15 protein-coding genes and 1 pseudogene are annotated in these 15,578 nt (G+C 68.7%); 5 read left to right on the forward strand and 11 right to left on the reverse strand.

The genetic code is table 11. The features are described 5' to 3' along the window. Positions 1-5: 5 nt before the first annotated feature. Positions 6-350, reverse strand: a pseudogene (locus CAL29_RS32280) (amidase); the annotation flags it as partial. Positions 351-610: 260 nt separating this feature from the next. Then, complete coding sequence (locus CAL29_RS15430) at positions 611-1,612, reverse strand: tripartite tricarboxylate transporter substrate binding protein (protein WP_179284049.1); 1,002 nt, start codon at positions 1,610-1,612, stop codon at positions 611-613. A 296-nt stretch (positions 1,613-1,908) separates the two neighbouring features. Between CAL29_RS15430 and CAL29_RS15435 the strand changes: the two genes are divergently transcribed. Next, entirely contained in the window at positions 1,909-2,748 is an 840-nt protein-coding gene (locus tag CAL29_RS15435; RefSeq protein WP_094853853.1) for a class II aldolase/adducin family protein, read from the forward strand. 88 nt (positions 2,749-2,836) lie between these two features. Here the strand turns inward: CAL29_RS15435 and CAL29_RS15440 are convergent, their stop codons facing one another. From CAL29_RS15440 to CAL29_RS15460, 5 genes are all read right to left on the reverse strand, one after another. Beyond that, positions 2,837-3,736: an amidohydrolase family protein gene (locus tag CAL29_RS15440; protein ID WP_256977482.1), complete on the reverse strand. Its 900-nt coding sequence runs from the start codon at positions 3,734-3,736 to the stop codon at positions 2,837-2,839. Next, the gene (locus tag CAL29_RS15445; RefSeq protein ID WP_094853854.1) at positions 3,736-4,794 is read right to left on the reverse strand and encodes an isocitrate/isopropylmalate dehydrogenase family protein; all 1,059 of its coding nucleotides are present in this window, start codon (positions 4,792-4,794) and stop codon (positions 3,736-3,738) included. The genes CAL29_RS15440 and CAL29_RS15445 overlap by 1 nt, the downstream gene beginning before the upstream one ends. A gap of 80 nt (positions 4,795-4,874) precedes the next feature. Continuing rightward, entirely contained in the window at positions 4,875-5,879 is a 1,005-nt protein-coding gene (locus tag CAL29_RS15450; RefSeq protein ID WP_094853855.1) for a Bug family tripartite tricarboxylate transporter substrate binding protein, read from the reverse strand. An 11-nt stretch (positions 5,880-5,890) separates the two neighbouring features. After that, entirely contained in the window at positions 5,891-6,883 is a 993-nt protein-coding gene (locus CAL29_RS15455; RefSeq protein WP_094853856.1) for a Bug family tripartite tricarboxylate transporter substrate binding protein, read from the reverse strand. 27 nt (positions 6,884-6,910) lie between these two features. Further along, positions 6,911-7,543 (reverse strand): GntR family transcriptional regulator, encoded by a 633-nt coding sequence (locus CAL29_RS15460; RefSeq protein WP_094853857.1) that lies wholly within the window; start codon positions 7,541-7,543, stop codon positions 6,911-6,913. A gap of 216 nt (positions 7,544-7,759) precedes the next feature. Here CAL29_RS15460 and CAL29_RS15465 point away from each other — a divergent pair, with 216 nt between their 5' ends. Then, positions 7,760-8,422 (forward strand): glutathione S-transferase family protein, encoded by a 663-nt coding sequence (locus CAL29_RS15465; protein WP_094853858.1) that lies wholly within the window; start codon positions 7,760-7,762, stop codon positions 8,420-8,422. A 4-nt stretch (positions 8,423-8,426) separates the two neighbouring features. Here the strand turns inward: CAL29_RS15465 and CAL29_RS15470 are convergent, their stop codons facing one another. Continuing rightward, positions 8,427-9,653, reverse strand: coding sequence for a multidrug efflux MFS transporter (locus tag CAL29_RS15470; RefSeq protein ID WP_094853859.1), 1,227 nt, complete (start codon positions 9,651-9,653; stop codon positions 8,427-8,429). Positions 9,654-9,781: 128 nt separating this feature from the next. Here CAL29_RS15470 and CAL29_RS15475 point away from each other — a divergent pair, with 128 nt between their 5' ends. Continuing rightward, positions 9,782-10,432, forward strand: a complete 651-nt coding sequence (locus CAL29_RS15475) for a GntR family transcriptional regulator (RefSeq protein WP_094853860.1) — start codon at positions 9,782-9,784, stop codon at positions 10,430-10,432. 171 nt (positions 10,433-10,603) lie between these two features. Beyond that, complete coding sequence (locus CAL29_RS15480; RefSeq protein WP_094853861.1) at positions 10,604-11,809, forward strand: MFS transporter; 1,206 nt, start codon at positions 10,604-10,606, stop codon at positions 11,807-11,809. A gap of 76 nt (positions 11,810-11,885) precedes the next feature. Here CAL29_RS15480 and CAL29_RS15485 read toward each other — a convergent pair whose 3' ends face one another. Beyond that, complete coding sequence (locus CAL29_RS15485) at positions 11,886-12,563, reverse strand: RraA family protein (protein ID WP_094853862.1); 678 nt, start codon at positions 12,561-12,563, stop codon at positions 11,886-11,888. Between the two features lie 142 nt (positions 12,564-12,705). Beyond that, positions 12,706-13,740 carry an amidohydrolase family protein gene (locus CAL29_RS15490; RefSeq protein ID WP_094853863.1) on the reverse strand — a complete coding sequence of 345 codons (1,035 nt, stop codon included), beginning with the start codon at positions 13,738-13,740 and terminating at the stop codon, positions 12,706-12,708. 213 nt (positions 13,741-13,953) lie between these two features. Between CAL29_RS15490 and CAL29_RS15495 the strand changes: the two genes are divergently transcribed. Beyond that, complete coding sequence (locus tag CAL29_RS15495) at positions 13,954-14,757, forward strand: IclR family transcriptional regulator (RefSeq protein ID WP_094853864.1); 804 nt, start codon at positions 13,954-13,956, stop codon at positions 14,755-14,757. Between the two features lie 28 nt (positions 14,758-14,785). Here CAL29_RS15495 and CAL29_RS15500 read toward each other — a convergent pair whose 3' ends face one another. Beyond that, positions 14,786-15,574 carry an SDR family NAD(P)-dependent oxidoreductase gene (locus CAL29_RS15500; protein ID WP_094853865.1) on the reverse strand — a complete coding sequence of 263 codons (789 nt, stop codon included), beginning with the start codon at positions 15,572-15,574 and terminating at the stop codon, positions 14,786-14,788. Positions 15,575-15,578: the final 4 nt, after the last annotated feature.

The following is a 15,578-nucleotide window of genomic DNA, read 5'->3' on the forward strand; positions in this document are numbered from 1 at the left end:
TAGCCTCAATCCGCGGCCAGCATTTCCTCCACCGCCATGCCGATGGACAGGATGCGGCGGTCGGTGTCGCGGGCGCCGGCGATCATCAGGCCCACCGGCGCCGTGCCTTCCTCATGGCAAGGCAGCGACAAGGCGCAGCCGTCCAGGAAGTTGATCAGGGTGGGATTGCGCAGCATCGCGCCATTGGCGGCGTAATACGCATCGTCGCTGGCCTGCAGCGGCGCGATGGCCGGCGCGACGATGGGCACGGTGGGCAGCACCAGCGCGTCATGGCCGGCGATGTCCGCCTGCACGGCGGCGATCCAGGCCAGGCCCGCGGCCCGCAACGTATCGGCCGCCTGTGCGGCGGCGCGCGCCTGCTCCGGATAGCGCCTGGTGAAAACGCGGGCGCCCTCGCTCGCGGGATCGGCGGCGCGGGCCAGCGCCGTCTCGGCGAGGCTGGCCGCGCTGGCCTGGCCCTCGCGCAATTGCGCGGCGGCCTGTTCTAGCGTCGGATACTTCATGCGGCTCGTCCACCTTCCAGGCATCGCCCGGGGTCGTTGCGGCAGTGCGTCACGCGGCGCGGCAGGACCGCGTCCGGTGACGATGACGCAGGCGATTATGCCACCGCCTACCCCGCGCGCAGCAAGCCCTCGCTGGCCAGTTGCTCGCCCTTCTTGTCCTCCGACGCCAGATAGGCGGTGAACTCGGCGGCGCTGCCCTGCTTCACCGTCGACCCCAGGTTCGCCATCTTCTGCTTGACGTCGGCCTGGCCCAGCGCCTGGTTCAGCACCTGGTTCAGTTGCGCGATGATGGCGGGCGGCGTGCCGGCCGGCGCCATCAGGCCCGCCGTGGTGGTCACGTCGAAACCGGCCACGCCCAGTTCCTGCAAGGTCCGCACTTGCGGCAGGTCGCTGGCGCGGCTGGCCGAAGTCATCGCCAGCGGCTTCAGGTTGCCGGCCTTGAGGTGCGGCAGGGAGCTGGGCAACTGGTCGACGAAGGCGTCCAGTTGGCCGCCGAGCAGGTCGTTCAGCCCCGGTCCCGATCCCTTGTACGGAATGATGTTGAAGCGCGCGCCGGTGGCCTTCTCCAGCAACAGGATGGCGATGTGATTGGTGGTGCCGTTGCCCGAATGGCCGATGCTGATCTTGCCCGGCGCCGCCTTGGCCGCCGCGATGAATTCCTGGTAGCTGGCATAGCGGCTGCGCGCGGGCACTTCGAGCACCAGCGGCGTCTCCGCCATATAGCCGATGGGCGCGAAATCGGCGGGCTTGAAAGGCTTGCTGCCGTGCACCAGGCGCGGCGCGTAGGCGAAGCTGCCGTTGGCCGTCACGATCAAGGTGTAGCCGTCCGGCTGCGCCCGCGCCACCAGCTCGTGGCCCACCACCCCGCCGGCGCCCGGCCGGTTGTCGATGACGAAGGAGGCATGCATGATGGCGCCCATCGCGCTGGTGATCGCGCGGCCGGTAATGTCGAGGTTGCCGCCGGGCGCGTAGGGCACCACCACGGTGATGGGCCGGGCCGGATAGGCCGGCGCGGCCGCCGCGCCGCGGTTCAGCGCCAGCGCCGCGCCGCCGGCCAGCGCGCTTGCCAGGAAGGCGCGGCGGGATCCGCGCAGGGCATGGTCTTGCATGTCTGTCTCCTTTCGTTTTGATGTCAACCGCCCGTTTCCGCGCCGGGTCGGCCCGCTCATCTTGCGGCACGCCGCGCAAAAGCGTATTGAAGAAAAGAGATACCAGCGTTTCTCAACCAGCAAGGGGCCGGCGGCGGCGAAGCGCTAGCATGCAGGCAGACCGCCGGCGCGGCGTCCCCGGCCAGCGCGCGACGCACGCACGGCGGCGCCGACGCCGGCCGCCGGCCGATATCCGGCGTAGGATGGGCGGATACGCCGCAACGCAACACGCCGCAACGCAACATGGAGACTCCATCATGCCTCTCGCCAATACCCGCCACGACGATGTCGACGACGTCGACGAAGACCGCGCCAGTTCCGGCCCCCTGCACTTTCCCGAGATCCGCGCCGCCTGCTCGCCGGCGGAGTGGAAGGTGCGCGTCCAGTTGGCGGCGTGCTATCGCCTGATGGACATGTACGGCATGTCCGACCTGATCGCCAACCACATCTCGGCGCGCGTTCCCGATGAAGACGATGCTTTCCTGATCAATGCCTATGGCCTGCTGTACGAGGAGATCACCGCCTCCAGCCTGATCAAGATCAACGGCAAGGGCGAGATACTGGCCAAGCCGGACTTCGGCGAGCTGGGCTACGGCGTCAACAAGGCCGGCTTCGTGATCCATAGCGCCATCCACCGCGCGCGCCATGAAGTGGCCTGCGTCATCCATACGCATACCTGGCCCGGCATGGCCTTGTCGTCGCTGTCCTGCGGCCTGCTGCCCATGAACCAGACCGCCATGCGCTTCGCCCGCATCGGCTATCACGATTACCAGGGCGTGGTGCTGGACCTGAGCGAACAGGAATCGCTGGTGCGCGACCTCGGCGAACACAACGCCTTGATCCTGCGCAACCACGGCCTGCTCACCGTCGGCAACACCATCGCCGAAGCCTTCAACGCCATGCACCGGCTGGAATTGAGCGCCAAGGCCCAACTGGCCGCGCTGGCCTGCAACACCGACCTCAATCCCGTCTCCGCGGAATGCATCGAGAAGACCTTCCAGAACTACCAGCCCAACGTCCGCCGTCCCTTCGGCGTGCTGGAATGGCCGGCGCTGATACGCAAGCTGGATCGCCTGGACCAGAGCTACAAGCTATAGAAGAATCGGGACGGGGGCAGCGCCGGGACCCGGAGGCTGGGGCCCAGAATATGAAATCAATGGCGCCAGGCCCCGTCCCCGCCCCCGCTCAAAAGCCATACAAGCGCGACGGATTGCGGACGAGCACCTGCTCGCGCAATGCCGCCTCCGGCAGCCAGGCGTCGATTTCCTCGCGCAGCCGGCGCGGGTCGATGTCGCGATAGGGACTGACCTCCGTCGGCAGCTTGCCCGGCGCGCGGTTGGTATGGGGCCAATCGCTGGCCCAGACGGCGCGCTCCGGATTGGCGTCGAGGAAAGCCCGCGCCAGCGCGGCGACCTGCGCCGCCGTCGCGCCCTGGTCCATGCGATAGGACCCGGACAGCTTGACGTAGGCCGCGCCGCCGCCGACCAGGTCCAGGACGGCGCGCACCCGCGCATCGTCCAGGGGCAGGCGCCCCGGGATCATGGCGAAATGATCGAGCACCACCGGCACGCCCAGGCCGCGCAGGCGCGGCGCGGCGGCGGCGATGGCGTCCAGCGACGCATAGACCTGGATATGCCAGCCCTGTCCGCGCAAGCGGCCCGCCCAGGCGCCGAAGGCGCGCGCCACGGTCTCGGGATCGCTGGCGCCCACGCTCTCCAGGTTGACGCGCACGCCGCGCACGCCCGCCTCGTGCAGTTCCTGCAACGCCGCGTCGCTCACGTCTTCGGCCAGGACGGCGATGCCGCGGCCGTCGCCCCGCATGGCCGCGAGGCTGTCGGCCAGCAGGCGGTTGTCGGTGCCGTAGAAGCTGGGCTGCACGATGACCGCGCGCGCCAATCCCAGCCGCGCCATGTGCGCGCGCAGGTCCGCCACCGTCGCGGGGCCCGCGGTATAGGGACGATCGGGCAGCATGGGATAGGCGGCCGGGTCGCCCACCACGTGCACATGGCAGTCGCAGGCGCCGGCCGGCAAGGGCGCGGCGCCGGCATGCCCGGCGCCGCGCGCGTCCGCTCCGGCCGCCGCCATCACGCCGCCACCCGCTTGACCATCGCCTCGCCCGCCTCGCGCGTGCCCAGCTTGCCGCCGACGTCGCGCGTGCATTCCTGGGCGGCGATGCTGCCGGCGATGGCCTGCTCGATGGCGGCCGCGGCATCGATGAACTTGCGATCGTTGGCGCGCTGCCCGTGCCAGTTCAGCAGCATGGCGGCCGACAGCACCTGCGAAATCGGATTGGCGAGGTTCTGGCCCGCGATGTCCGGCGCCGAACCGTGCGCGGCCTGGCCCATGGCGTATTCGCGGCCCGCGTTCAGCGATCCGCCCAGCCCCAGGCTGCCCGACATCTCGGCGGTCAGGTCGGACAGGATGTCGCCGAACATATTGGTGGTGACGATGACGTCGTAGCGTTGCGGCGCGCGCACCACGTGCGCCATCATGGCGTCGACGATGACGTCGTCCACGGCGACCTCGGGGAATTCCTTGCCCACCTCGTGGCAGACGTCGATGAACATGCCGTCGCCGCGCTTGAGCACATTGGCCTTGTGCACGATGGTGACGTGCTTCTTGCGCGTCATGGCCAGTTCGAAGGCCGAGCGCGCGATGCGTTCGCAGCAGAAGCGCGTGATGCGGCGCAGCGACACCACCACGTCGGGGGTGATCAGCATTTCGCTGTTGCCGGATTCGATGTTGCGGTCGGCGTAGAAGCCTTCGGTGTTCTCGCGCACCACCACCAGGTCGAACTCGCCCAGGCGCGGCTTCATGCCGGGATAGGTGCGGGCCGGACGGATGTTGGCGTGCAGGTCCAGCTCCTTGCGGAAGAACTTGGACGGATTGATTTCGCCCTTGGCCTCGTCCTTGAAATCGTAGGTGGACATGGGACCCAGCAGCAGGCCGTCGGCCGCCTTGACCTTCTCCAGCAAGGCGGGCGTGACGGTGGCGCCGTGCTTCTTCAGGCTCTCGTGGCCGGCGATGTCATGCTCGAACTTCAGGCCCAGGCCAAAGCGCCGCGACGCGGCCTCGAGCACGTCGACGGCGATGCCGACGGTTTCGGGGCCGATGCCGTCGCCGGGAATTACGACTATCTTCATGATGAATCCTTACGCGGGTTGATACCGTTGGTCGATGCCGCCCGTCGATGCGATTCGACGCGGCGGGAATGAACGCTGTTTTACTCCACCTGGATGCCCGTGGCCTGCACCAGCTTCTGGTACTTGGCCGCCTCGCTCTGCACGAATTGTTCGAACTCCGCCACCGTGTTGGGCCGCACGGCGGCGCCGTCGGCCTCGAAGCGCGCCTTCACGCCGGGCTCCGCCAGCACCGCGTTCAACGCGGCGTTGAGCTGTTCGACGATGGGTTTGGGCGTGGCGGCCGGCGCGAACACGCCGCCCCACAGGCTGAACTGGAAGTCCGGCAGCACCACCTCCGCCACGGTCGGCACGTTGGGCAGGACCTTCAGGCGTTCACGCGAGGATACCGCCAGCGCGCGCAGGCGGCCCGAATTGATATGCGGCATCACCGCGGACGCGCTGGAAAAGAAGAAGTCGACGTGGCCGCCCAGCAGGTCCGACATCGCCTGGCCGGCGCCCTTGTACGGCGCGTGCACCATGCGCGTGCCGGTGCCCAGGGCCAGCGCGGCGGCGGCCAGGTGGCCCGGCGTCGCCGTGCCGGACGACGCGTAGGCCAGCGCATCGGGCTTGGCGCGCGCGGCCGCGACCAGGGCCTGCAGGTCGGCGTAGGGAGACTTCTCCGGCACCGCCAGCACCAGGGGCGAATCGCCCACCAGGATCACCGGCGCGAATGCCTTCAGCGGATCGTAGCCCAGCGTCTTGGACGCGAATTGGTTGACCGCGATCTCGCCGGTCTGGCCCAGCAGCAGCGTATAGCCGTCGGCCGGCGCGCGCAGCACCACCCGCGAGCCCACGGCGCCGGAGGCGCCCGCCCGGTTCTCGACGATGACGGTCCACTTCTTTTCCGTGCCCAGGCGTTCGGCCAGCACGCGGGCGAACACGTCGCCCTGCCCGCCCGGCGCATAGGGCACCACCAGGGTGACAGGTTTGTCGGGATAGGCGTCGCCGGCGGCCCATGCGCGGCCGCCCAGGGCCAGCGCGCAGCCGGCCGCCGAGGCCTTGATGAAACTCCGGCGCGTCAGGCCGGTGGCGGATTCGTATCGCATCTCGGGTCTCCTCAATCCATCTTCATGCCGGATTTCGCCACCACCTGGCGCCACATCTTCAACTCGCTGTCCAGCGTCTTGGCGAGCGCTTCCGGCGGGCCGCTGAAGGCTTCGGCGCCTTCGTTCTTCAGCCGCTCGGCGACGATCTTGTCGGCCGCCGCCGCGTTCACGTCCTTGTTGAGCTTGTCGATGATGGCCTGGGGCGTGCCGGCCGGCGCCAGCACCGCCCACCACGTCGAGATATCGAAATCGGGCACGCCGGACTCCTCGACCGTGGGCACGTCCGGGAACAGCGGCGAACGCGTCTTGCCGGTCACCGCCAGCAGGTCGACGCGATGGTCCTTGACCTGCGGCAGGATGGTCGGCACGGTCGCGAAGAACACCTGCACGCGCCCGGCCAGCAGGTCCACGGTGGCCGGACCGCTGCCCTTGTACGGCACGTGGGTCATCTGCGCGCCGGTCTTCTGCTTGAAGAGCTCGCCGGACAGATGGTTGATGCTGCCGTTGCCGGCCGAGCAGAAATTCAGGTTGGCGTCCGGCTTGGAAGCCAGTTCGCGCAGGCCGGCGATGTTCTTGAGACCCAGATTCTTGGCGGAGACCACCAGCAAGGGGCCGCGTCCCAGCAGCGCGATGGGCGCGAAGGACTTCTGCACGTCGTAGTTGGTGGCCACGCCCGCCGCCGCATTGGTGACGAACGTCGAGGTGGCGAACAGCAGCGTATAACCGTCCGGACGCGCGTTGGCGACCATGCCGGCGCCGATGGCGCCACCGCCGCCGCCGCGGTTCTCCACCACCACCGAGCGGCCCAGGCGATCGGCCAGCGTGCGCGCCAGGTCGCGGGCGATGCTGTCCGTGCCGCCGCCGGCCGCGAACGGCACGACCAGCGTGATCGGATGGCTGGGGTAATCGTCGCTCGCCCGCGCGGCCGCCGTCATGGCCAACGTAGGGATGCACAGGGCCAGCCCCGCCAGCAAGCGCCGGCGGGGGAAAATCGACTTCCGCATTATTCGTGTCTCCGTGCTATGCCGCGCTCATCCCTGACGCAGCATTTTCAAACGTTCCAGCAGGGCCTGATGAATATGGTCTTGGGCGGCCTCGCGGGCCGCGCCGGGATCGCGCGCGCGGATCGCCGCGACGATGGCGTTGTGTTCGGTATCGGACTTGGCGGCGCGCGTGGGCGTGCTCAGCGTGCTGCGTCCCAACAGATAGGTCGTCTCGGTCAGCGAATGCAGCGACCGGATCAGATAGCGGTTGTGCGCCGCGCTGTACACCGCCTGGTGGAAACGCAGGTTCTGCGCCACGGGATCGCCGCCGTCGCCGTCGTCGAGGATGGCCTGCATATTGGCGATCTCCGCCTCGGACGCATGGCGGGCGGCCAGCTCGGCGGCCGCGCCCTCCAGCACCTGGCGCATGGCGTACAGCTCGCCGACTTCCTGCTGGTCCATCGAGGTGACGACCAGGCCGCGGCCCGGCTCGTGCGTGATCAGGCCTTCGTCCTGGATGCGCTTGAGCGCCTCGCGCACCGGCGTGCGGCCCATGTCCAGCAGACTGGCGACCTCGATCTCGCGCAGGCGGTGCTGCGGGCCGAACAGGCCGCCCAGGATGCGGCGCTTGATTTCGTTATAGGCGGCGTGCGATTGGGAATTCGCCTTGGCGATGGGCATGTTGTCTCGTCCTGATTTTTGTATATTTTTGCATACATAAAATCAGGACGCAAATCCCTGTGTGGACGCCTGTACACCCTGGAAGCCTGTCCGCCGGCCGGCGGCGACGGCGCGCGCCATCCCCGGCACATCATGTCGAAAGCCGGCGGCCTCGTTCGTCGTACCGGCAGGAGCCGATAAAGCGGCCCCCGCCGCGACGGCGACAAGGAGACCCCCATGGCCCTGCGACTCTACTACCACCCGTTTTCTTCCTACTGCCACAAGGCCCTGCTGGCCTTCTACGAGAACGACATCGCCTTCGAAGGCCGCATCGTCGAGGGCCCCGGCTCGCCCGCCTACGAGGAACTGGCGGCGCTGTGGCCCGTCAAGCGCTTTCCCATGCTGGTCGACGGGGCGCAGCAGGTCATGGAAGCGACCTGCATCGTCGAGCACCTGCAGACCTGGCATCCGGGCCCCGCGCGGCTGATCCCCGCCGACACGCGGGCCGCGCTCGAAGTGCGGTGGCTGGACCGCTTTTTCGACAACTACATCTCCACGCCGGTGCAGAAGATCGTGTTCGACGCGCTGCGCCCCGACCCTGCCACGCACGACACGCACGGGGTGAAGGAGGCGCACGCCATGCTGGACAACGCCTATGGCTGGCTGGAGCAGCACCTGCGGGGGCGCGCCTGGGCCGCGGGCGAGTCGCGCACGCTGGCCGACTGCGGCGCCGCGCCCTTTCTTTTCTATGCGCACTGGGTGCACCCGATCGACGAGCGCCATCCCAATATCCAGGCGTACCGCAAGCGCCTACTGGAATGGCCGTCCTTCGCGCGCTGCGTGGAAGACGCGCGGCCCTACCGCGGCTTCTTCCCGCTGCCCATACCCGCCGGCGAATGACGGGCTATTCCGCTTTCGCCGCCGCGGCCGTCTTGCGTCCGGCGGCGCCGGCCACCCGCCAGGTGCCCAGCGCGCCCGCCAGCAGCAGCACGCTGGTGCCGAGGAACACGGCCGGCATGCCGTAGTGGCCGCCCACGTAGCCGCCCAGCAAGGGGCCCGTCACCTGTCCCACGTATTGCGACGAGACGGAATATCCCATGATGCTGCCGACGAAATGGTCCGGCACGTTGTGCCGCACCACCGCCGCGATGCAAGGCAGCAGGCCGCCCAGCGCCAGGCCCATGAGGAAGCGCAAGCCCACCAGTTGCCAGCCGGCCGTGACGAAGGCCTGCGGGATCAGCAGCACGGCGGCCACGCACAGCGCCAGCACGATGACGTAGGCATGCCCGATGCGGTCGGCCAGGCGGCCCAGGCGCGAGGCCGACAGGATGCTGCCCAGCGCCGCCGCCGACATCGCCAGGCCCGCCACGAACGTCACCCGCGCGGGATCGGCGACCAGCGTGCTCACGTACACCGTGATGATGGGTTCGATCGACATGTTGGCGAACATCAGCAGCATGCCCGTGAACAGCATGGTCAGCACCACGTCGCGGCGCGGGATGTGCGACCAGCCGCCCTTGGGCCGGTTCTTCGCGGCGCCCGCCGGCCGCGGTCCTTCCTTGACCAGGAAGGTGGTGGCGAGAAAGGCGATGAAGATCAACCCGCCGGACAGCCAGAAGGTGGCGCGGATGCCGATCAGCGGTGGCAGCGAACCGCCGATCAGCGGGCCGATCAGGTTGCCGGCCATGATGCCGGACGACAGCACGCCCAGCGCCCAGGCCGAGCGGTTCTTGGGCGTCTGCACCGCCACCAGGATGGTGGCCCCCGACGAATAGCCGCCGGCGATGCCCGTCAGCAGACGCAGGGCGAGCAATTGCCAGACGTTGGTGGAAAAACCGATCAGCGAGATGCAGATCGCCATGCCGAAGCTGGCCCGGATCAACATGGGCTTGCGGCCGTAGCGGTCGCCGAGGTGGCCCCACAGCGGCGCCACGATGCCCGCCGTCAGGAAGGTGGCGCCGTAGGCGATGCCCGACCACTGCACGATGGCCGCATGATCCTTCACCCCGAGTTCCTCCACGTACAGCGGCAGGAAAGGCAGCATCAGCGTCATGCCCACCAGGGTGGAAAACGAGCCGAAGAGGCAGACGAGAAGATTGCGATGCCAATGTGGGTTGTGGTCGGAAGACATGGGTGCGGGGGGAGTTGGGTTGCTTGGGATACCAAGTTGGGATACATTAAACACCGTCGGACGGCTTGTCAATCTTTGGCGCCGCCAATCAATTGTTGTCGCCGCCCACCGTCCTGGCAGGAGCATCCATGTCCCAATCCCTGGAAGTCGAAAAACAACTACGCGCGATGATCCTGGACATGCAGTTGGGCCCAGGCGAACGTCTCACCGAACGCTGGGCCGAAGCACAACTGGGCGCCTCGCGCACGCCCGTGCGCGCCGCCCTGCTGCGTCTGGAGTCGGAAGGCCTGGTCTGCCGCGAAGGCCGCGGCTGGATGGTCACGCCGATCAACATCGCCGAGATCGAACAGTTATTCGTCTACCGCGAAGTCCTCGAAGTGGCCGCCATGCGCCTGACCGTGGCGAATCCGGATCATGCCGGCCTGGACGACATCGAGGCGCTGCTCGACGATTGCGGCGAGGAAGCCAGCGTGGAGGAAACCCATCGCATCGGCCTGGAGTTCCACGTCCGCCTGGCGCAGTTGTCCGGCAATGAATTCATCAGCCGGGGCGTGGCCGACGCCATGAACCGGCTGGCGCGCACGCGCTGGCTGGAAAGCGATCCCATCGGCCACGGCTGGGCCGAGCACCGGGCGGTGCTGGCGGCGCTGCGCGAAGGCAACGCCGAACATGCCGTGGCGCTGGTGCAGGCGCACGTGCGGGAAAGCCGCGACCGCCTGCTGGCCGTGTTGCGCGAAGGCCGGCGCAGCTTCCGGGCGCGCGGCGTGATGGTCGCCTAGCGTCGGCGCGGTTTTTTCTGCCACTGGCCGCGCCCCAGGCAAAAACCCTCGCGCATCGTCGGCGCACTTTGCCGGCGAAGTTTTTTTGTTCAGCCCGGCGCAAGCTATGATTGGGCGCTGTCCGGACGCGGCGTGAAATCATCCCGCGCATCCAGCCCACACCGCCCAGCCATGTCCGCCACCGCCTCCGCCACGCCCCCCGCTCCCGCCCCCGTTCCCCATCGCATCATCCTGGTCCTGGCCATTGCCGCCTTCGCCAGCGCCTGCGCGTTTCGCATCTGCGATCCGCTGCTGCCGCAACTCTCGCTGGAATACGGCACCAGCACGGGCGAAGCGGCCGGCGTGGTGACGATATTCGCGGTGGCCTATGGCGTGTTCCAGTTCCTGTTCGGCCCCCTGGGCGACCGCTACGGCAAGTACCGCACGGTGACCGCGGCGGCGTTTCTCTGCGCGGTGGGCAGCCTGGGCGCGGCGCTGGCGCCCAGCCTGAACGGCATGCTGGTGGCGCGCTTCCTGTCCGGCGCGGCCGGCGCGGGCATCATTCCCCTGGCCATGGCCTGGATCGGCGACAACGTCGATTACGCGCAGCGCCAGGCCACGCTGGCGCGCTTCATCACCGGCACCATCATCGGCATGGCGGCGGGCCAGTTGATCGGCGGCCTGTTCGCCGACACCATAGGCTGGCGCGCCGCCTTCGCCACGCTGGCCGCCATCTACCTCGCGGCCGGGCTGCTGCTGATGCGGCTGGCGCCGGCCCGCGCCGCCGCCGCCCAGTCCGGGGCGCCGGGCCTGCTGGCGCCGATCCGCAGCGTATTGGGCTATCCCTGGGCGCGCGCCGTCCTGCTCACCGTCTTCCTGGAAGGCGCGCTGGTCTTCGGCGTGCTGGCTTTCGTGCCGACCTACGTGCAGCAACGCTTCCATCTGGGACCGACCGCCTCTGGCGCCATCGGCGGCCTGTTCGCGGTGGGCGGCATCGGCTACGTGCTGATCTCGCGCAAGCTGATCGACAGCCTGGGCGAAGCGGGCCTGGTGGCCTCCGGCGGCCTGGTGCTGATGGTGGCCTGCGCGCTCTATGCGCTGGGCCCGGCATGGACGTGGTGCGCCGTGGGCAGCCTGTTGAGCGGCTTCGGCTACTACCTGGTCCACAGCACGCTGCAGACCAACGCCACGCAGATGGCGCCCTCGCGCCGCGGCACGGCGGTCGCGCTGTTCGCCTGCTGCCTGTTCCTGGGCCAGTCGGCCGGCGTGGCGCTGGCCGCCGCGCTGGTGCAGCGCGTGGATCCGCAGTGGCTGTTCGGCGGCACGGCCGTGCTGCTGCCGCTATTGGGCGGGTGCTTCTCCCGCGCGTTGAAACGCCGCGCGGGGAGCGCGGCGTGACGATCGGGCGCGTCGCCGGGCCCGGCGACCCTGCCGCATGACCGGCAGGCCGCCATGACCGCGGATCGCGGTTAAATCACGCTTCGAAGTAGCAACCCTTGTCGCGCAACTGCTTTTCGTAGTACGCGCGATTGTTGTCGCCCTTGCCGATGTCGGCGAAGGTGTCGCTCTCCTGCTTGTGCTTGGCCTGGGCCTTCACCAGCACGTCCTTGGTCGCATCGTAGGGGATGCAGAGCAGGCCGTCGTCGTCGCCGACCACCAGGTCGCCCGGCTCGATGACCAGGCCGTCGAAGGCCACCGGCACGTTGATCTCGCCCGGGCCGTCCTTGTAGGGACCGCGGTGCGTGATGCCCGCCGCGTACACGGGAAAGTCGTGCTCGCGGATCCAGGCCAGGTCGCGCACCGCGCCGTTGATGACGATGCCGGCGAATTTCTTGGCCACGCAATAGGCGATCATGCGCTCGCCGATGATGGCGTTGGTCAAATCGCCGCCCGCGTCGACCACGATGACGTCGCCTTCCACCCCGAGGTTCAGCGCCATGTGCACCATCAGGTTGTCGCCCGGGCGCACCTTGACGGTCAGCGCGGGACCGGCCAGCACGCCGCCCTTGTGCAGCGGGCGCAGGCGCGGGCCGCCGGCGACGATGCGATGCATGGAATCGCTGATGTTGGCCACCGGCACGGCGGCGAATTTGGCCGTCGTCTCGGCATCGACGGCACGCTTGCGTTTGAGAACCTGAAAACCTGCGCTCATCCTGAACTCCTTCCTGTGATGTGCAATCGGCGTGCAAACCCGTGTGCAAAACCGTATGCGCGAACGCCCTGCCCGCCCGGGTCCGGTCCCGCCGGCCGCCGGCCCGTTTCGCCGGCGCCGGCGGGGCCTCGCCCCGGCCGGCTCAGGCGGACAATACGCCGCGCCGCACCAACTCCGGACGCAGGCGGCTGTAGACCTTGAATGCATTCTCGCTGAACATCAGGCGGCGGTTCTCCTCGGAGAGCCAACTGACCGCGTCGATGTAGCGCTTGGTGTCGTCGTAGTTGAAACCCGTGCGCGGGTTGATGCCCTTGACCGCGCCGACGATTTCGGACGCGAACAGCACGTTCTCCGGCGGGATGACTTCCAACAGCAATTCGATGCCCGGCTGGTGATAGACGCAGGTGTCGAAATACACGTTGTTCAACAATTCCTCCACCGGCGGACGCTGCAGGTTCTGGGCCAGCCCTTGGTAACGGCCCCAGTGATAAGGCACGGCGCCGCCGCCATGCGGGATGACGAACTTCAGCGTGGGGAAATCCTTGAACAGGTCCGACTGCAGGAACTGCATGAAGGCCGTGGTGTCGCCGTTGATGTAGTGCGCGCCGGTGAAATGGAAATTCGGGTTGCAGGAGCAACTCACGTGCACCATGCCCGGCACGTCCAGCTCGACCATTTTCTCGAACAGCGGATACCAGTGCTTCTGCGTCAACGGGGGATCGGTCCAATAGCCGTCCGTGGGATCGGGATTGATGTTGCAGCCGACGAATCCCAATTCTTCCACGCAACGCACCAGTTCCGGGATGCATTCCGCGGGGCTCACGCCCGGCGATTGCGGCAACTGGCACACCCCCGCCAGATTGGACGGATACAGCTCCACCGCGCGGTGGATCAGGTCGTTGCAAAGGCGGGTCCAGGTGGCGCTGACCTTGGCGTCGCCGATGTGGTGCGCCATCTGGCCGGCCTGCGGCGAGAACAGCGTCAGGTCGACGCCGCGCTCGCGCTGGATGCGGATCTGGTTGTTCTCCAGGCCCTCCCGGATTTCATCGTCGCTGAAACGGATGTTGGGATCGGGCATGGGGCTGGTGCGGTCGAGCACGGCGGCGATCTGGCTCTGCCGGAAATCGCGCAGGCGCTGGGGCGCCGTGGTGTAGTGGCCGTGGCAATCGATGATCATGGTGCTGCGCTCCTGCTGGGATTCTGCGTGAACTCTGTCGGCGGGCAGTCTAGGCACTCCGCCGCCGGCCTACAATAGCGTTCCGGCTGGTGGAACGATCGCCGGGACAACGCGCCGGATTGCGTTGCCCGTGCAGCCATTCCGCCGCATCCTCGTCTTGCGCCTTCGTCCCGCATCTTCGTCTTTATACGCCTTCCGCGCATCCCACATCGCATGCCCGCCCGCATCCCCGCCAGGCCCGTCTCCGAAAACACCGCCGCCGCTTCGGCGTCCGGCGCGCCCGAACCCGTGACCGCCGTCGTCCGCGCCCTGGCCTTGCTGGACGCCTTCGGCATCGAGGACAGCCAGTTGAGCCTGGCCGAACTGGCGCGCCGCACCGCCCTGCCCAAGACCACCGCGTTCCGGCTGGCGCACACGCTGGCGCAGGCCGGCTACCTGGTGCAACTGGAGAACGCCGGCTGGCGCCTGGGGCCCGCCGCGGCCTGGCTTTCCGCGCGCTATCACGTGGCTTTCGACCTGCACGACGTGCTGGAGCCGATCCTGGGCGATCTCGCCCGCAGCACCGGCGAAACGACGTCGTTCTTCGCCCACGACGGCAACCGGCGCGTGCGCCTGATCCGCGTGCGGGGCCATGACGATTTCGCCAGCAGTTCCCGGGTGGGGCAATCGCTGCCGCTGACCAAGGGTTCGGCCGGCAAGGTCATCCTGGCCTTCGAAGGCCAGGCCGGCGCGGAATTCGAGCGCATCCGCCGCCAGGGCTACTGGTGCACGCTGGCGGAAATGCACCCCGGCGCGGCCAGCGTGGCGGCGCCGGTCTTCGGCGGCTCGTGGAAGGTCATCGGCGCGCTGTGCGTGGCCGGCCCGGCGGACCGCCTGGGCCTGGCCGAACTGGAAGCCTATGCCCCGGCCGTCATGCAGGCGGCGCGCAAGGCCTCGGCGGCATTGGCGATGAGCGGCGCGGGCAAGCGCGCCCCGTCCGCCAAGGGACATCCGCCGCCGCCGCGCGGCCGGCCATAGGAATCGGAGTCGCCGCGGTGGGCTGAAGCTAAAGCAAGCCGCGCGCGATGCCGCCATCGACGTTGATGCACTGTCCCATCACGTAGGACGCGCGCGGCGACAGGATGAACGCGGCCACGTCGCCGATTTCGCGCGGCTCCGCGAAGCGGCCGGCGAGGATTTCCTCGGCGAAATGATCGATGATTTCCTGCGGCGTCTTGCCCTGGACCCGCGCCAGGTCGCGCGCGCGATCGAGCCAGAGCGAGGTCAGGGTGCGTCCCGGGCAGATGGCGTTCACCCGGATGCCCGGCGCCAGTTCGCCCGCCAGCGTCTTGGTCAACGCCAGCAAGCCGGCCTTGTGCACGTTGGACACGACCTGGTTGGGATAAGGCATCTTGGCCGCCGCCGCGCCGAACAGCAGCACGCGCGCCCCTTCGGCGCGCCGCAACGCCGGCAGGAAGGCGCGCACCAGCCGCACGCCGCCCAGGATGTTGTACTCGTAGTTCTCCAGCCACGCGGCGTCGTCCAGTTCCTCGAACCGCGCGCGGCGGCTGCCCCCGGTCGCCACGACCAGGGCGTCCAGCGCCTGCCCCTCGGCGTCCCACCGCGCCCGCAAGGCCTCGACCGACGCGGCGTCCGTCACGTCGGCGGCGATGCCCCGCACCGGCGCGCCGGTTTCGCCGGCCAGCGCGGACGCGGCCGCCGCGATACGCGCGTCGTCGCGCCCGACCAGGGTCACGTCCGCGCCTTCCAGCGCCAGCGCGCGCGCCGTCGCCAGTCCGATGCCGCTGCTGGCGCCGACCACCAGGATACGGTCGCCTCGTAATTGCAGATCCATGCCC

The sequence above is a fragment of the Bordetella genomosp. 10 genome (assembly GCF_002261225.1).
GTDB lineage: Bacteria > Pseudomonadota > Gammaproteobacteria > Burkholderiales > Burkholderiaceae_B > Bordetella_C.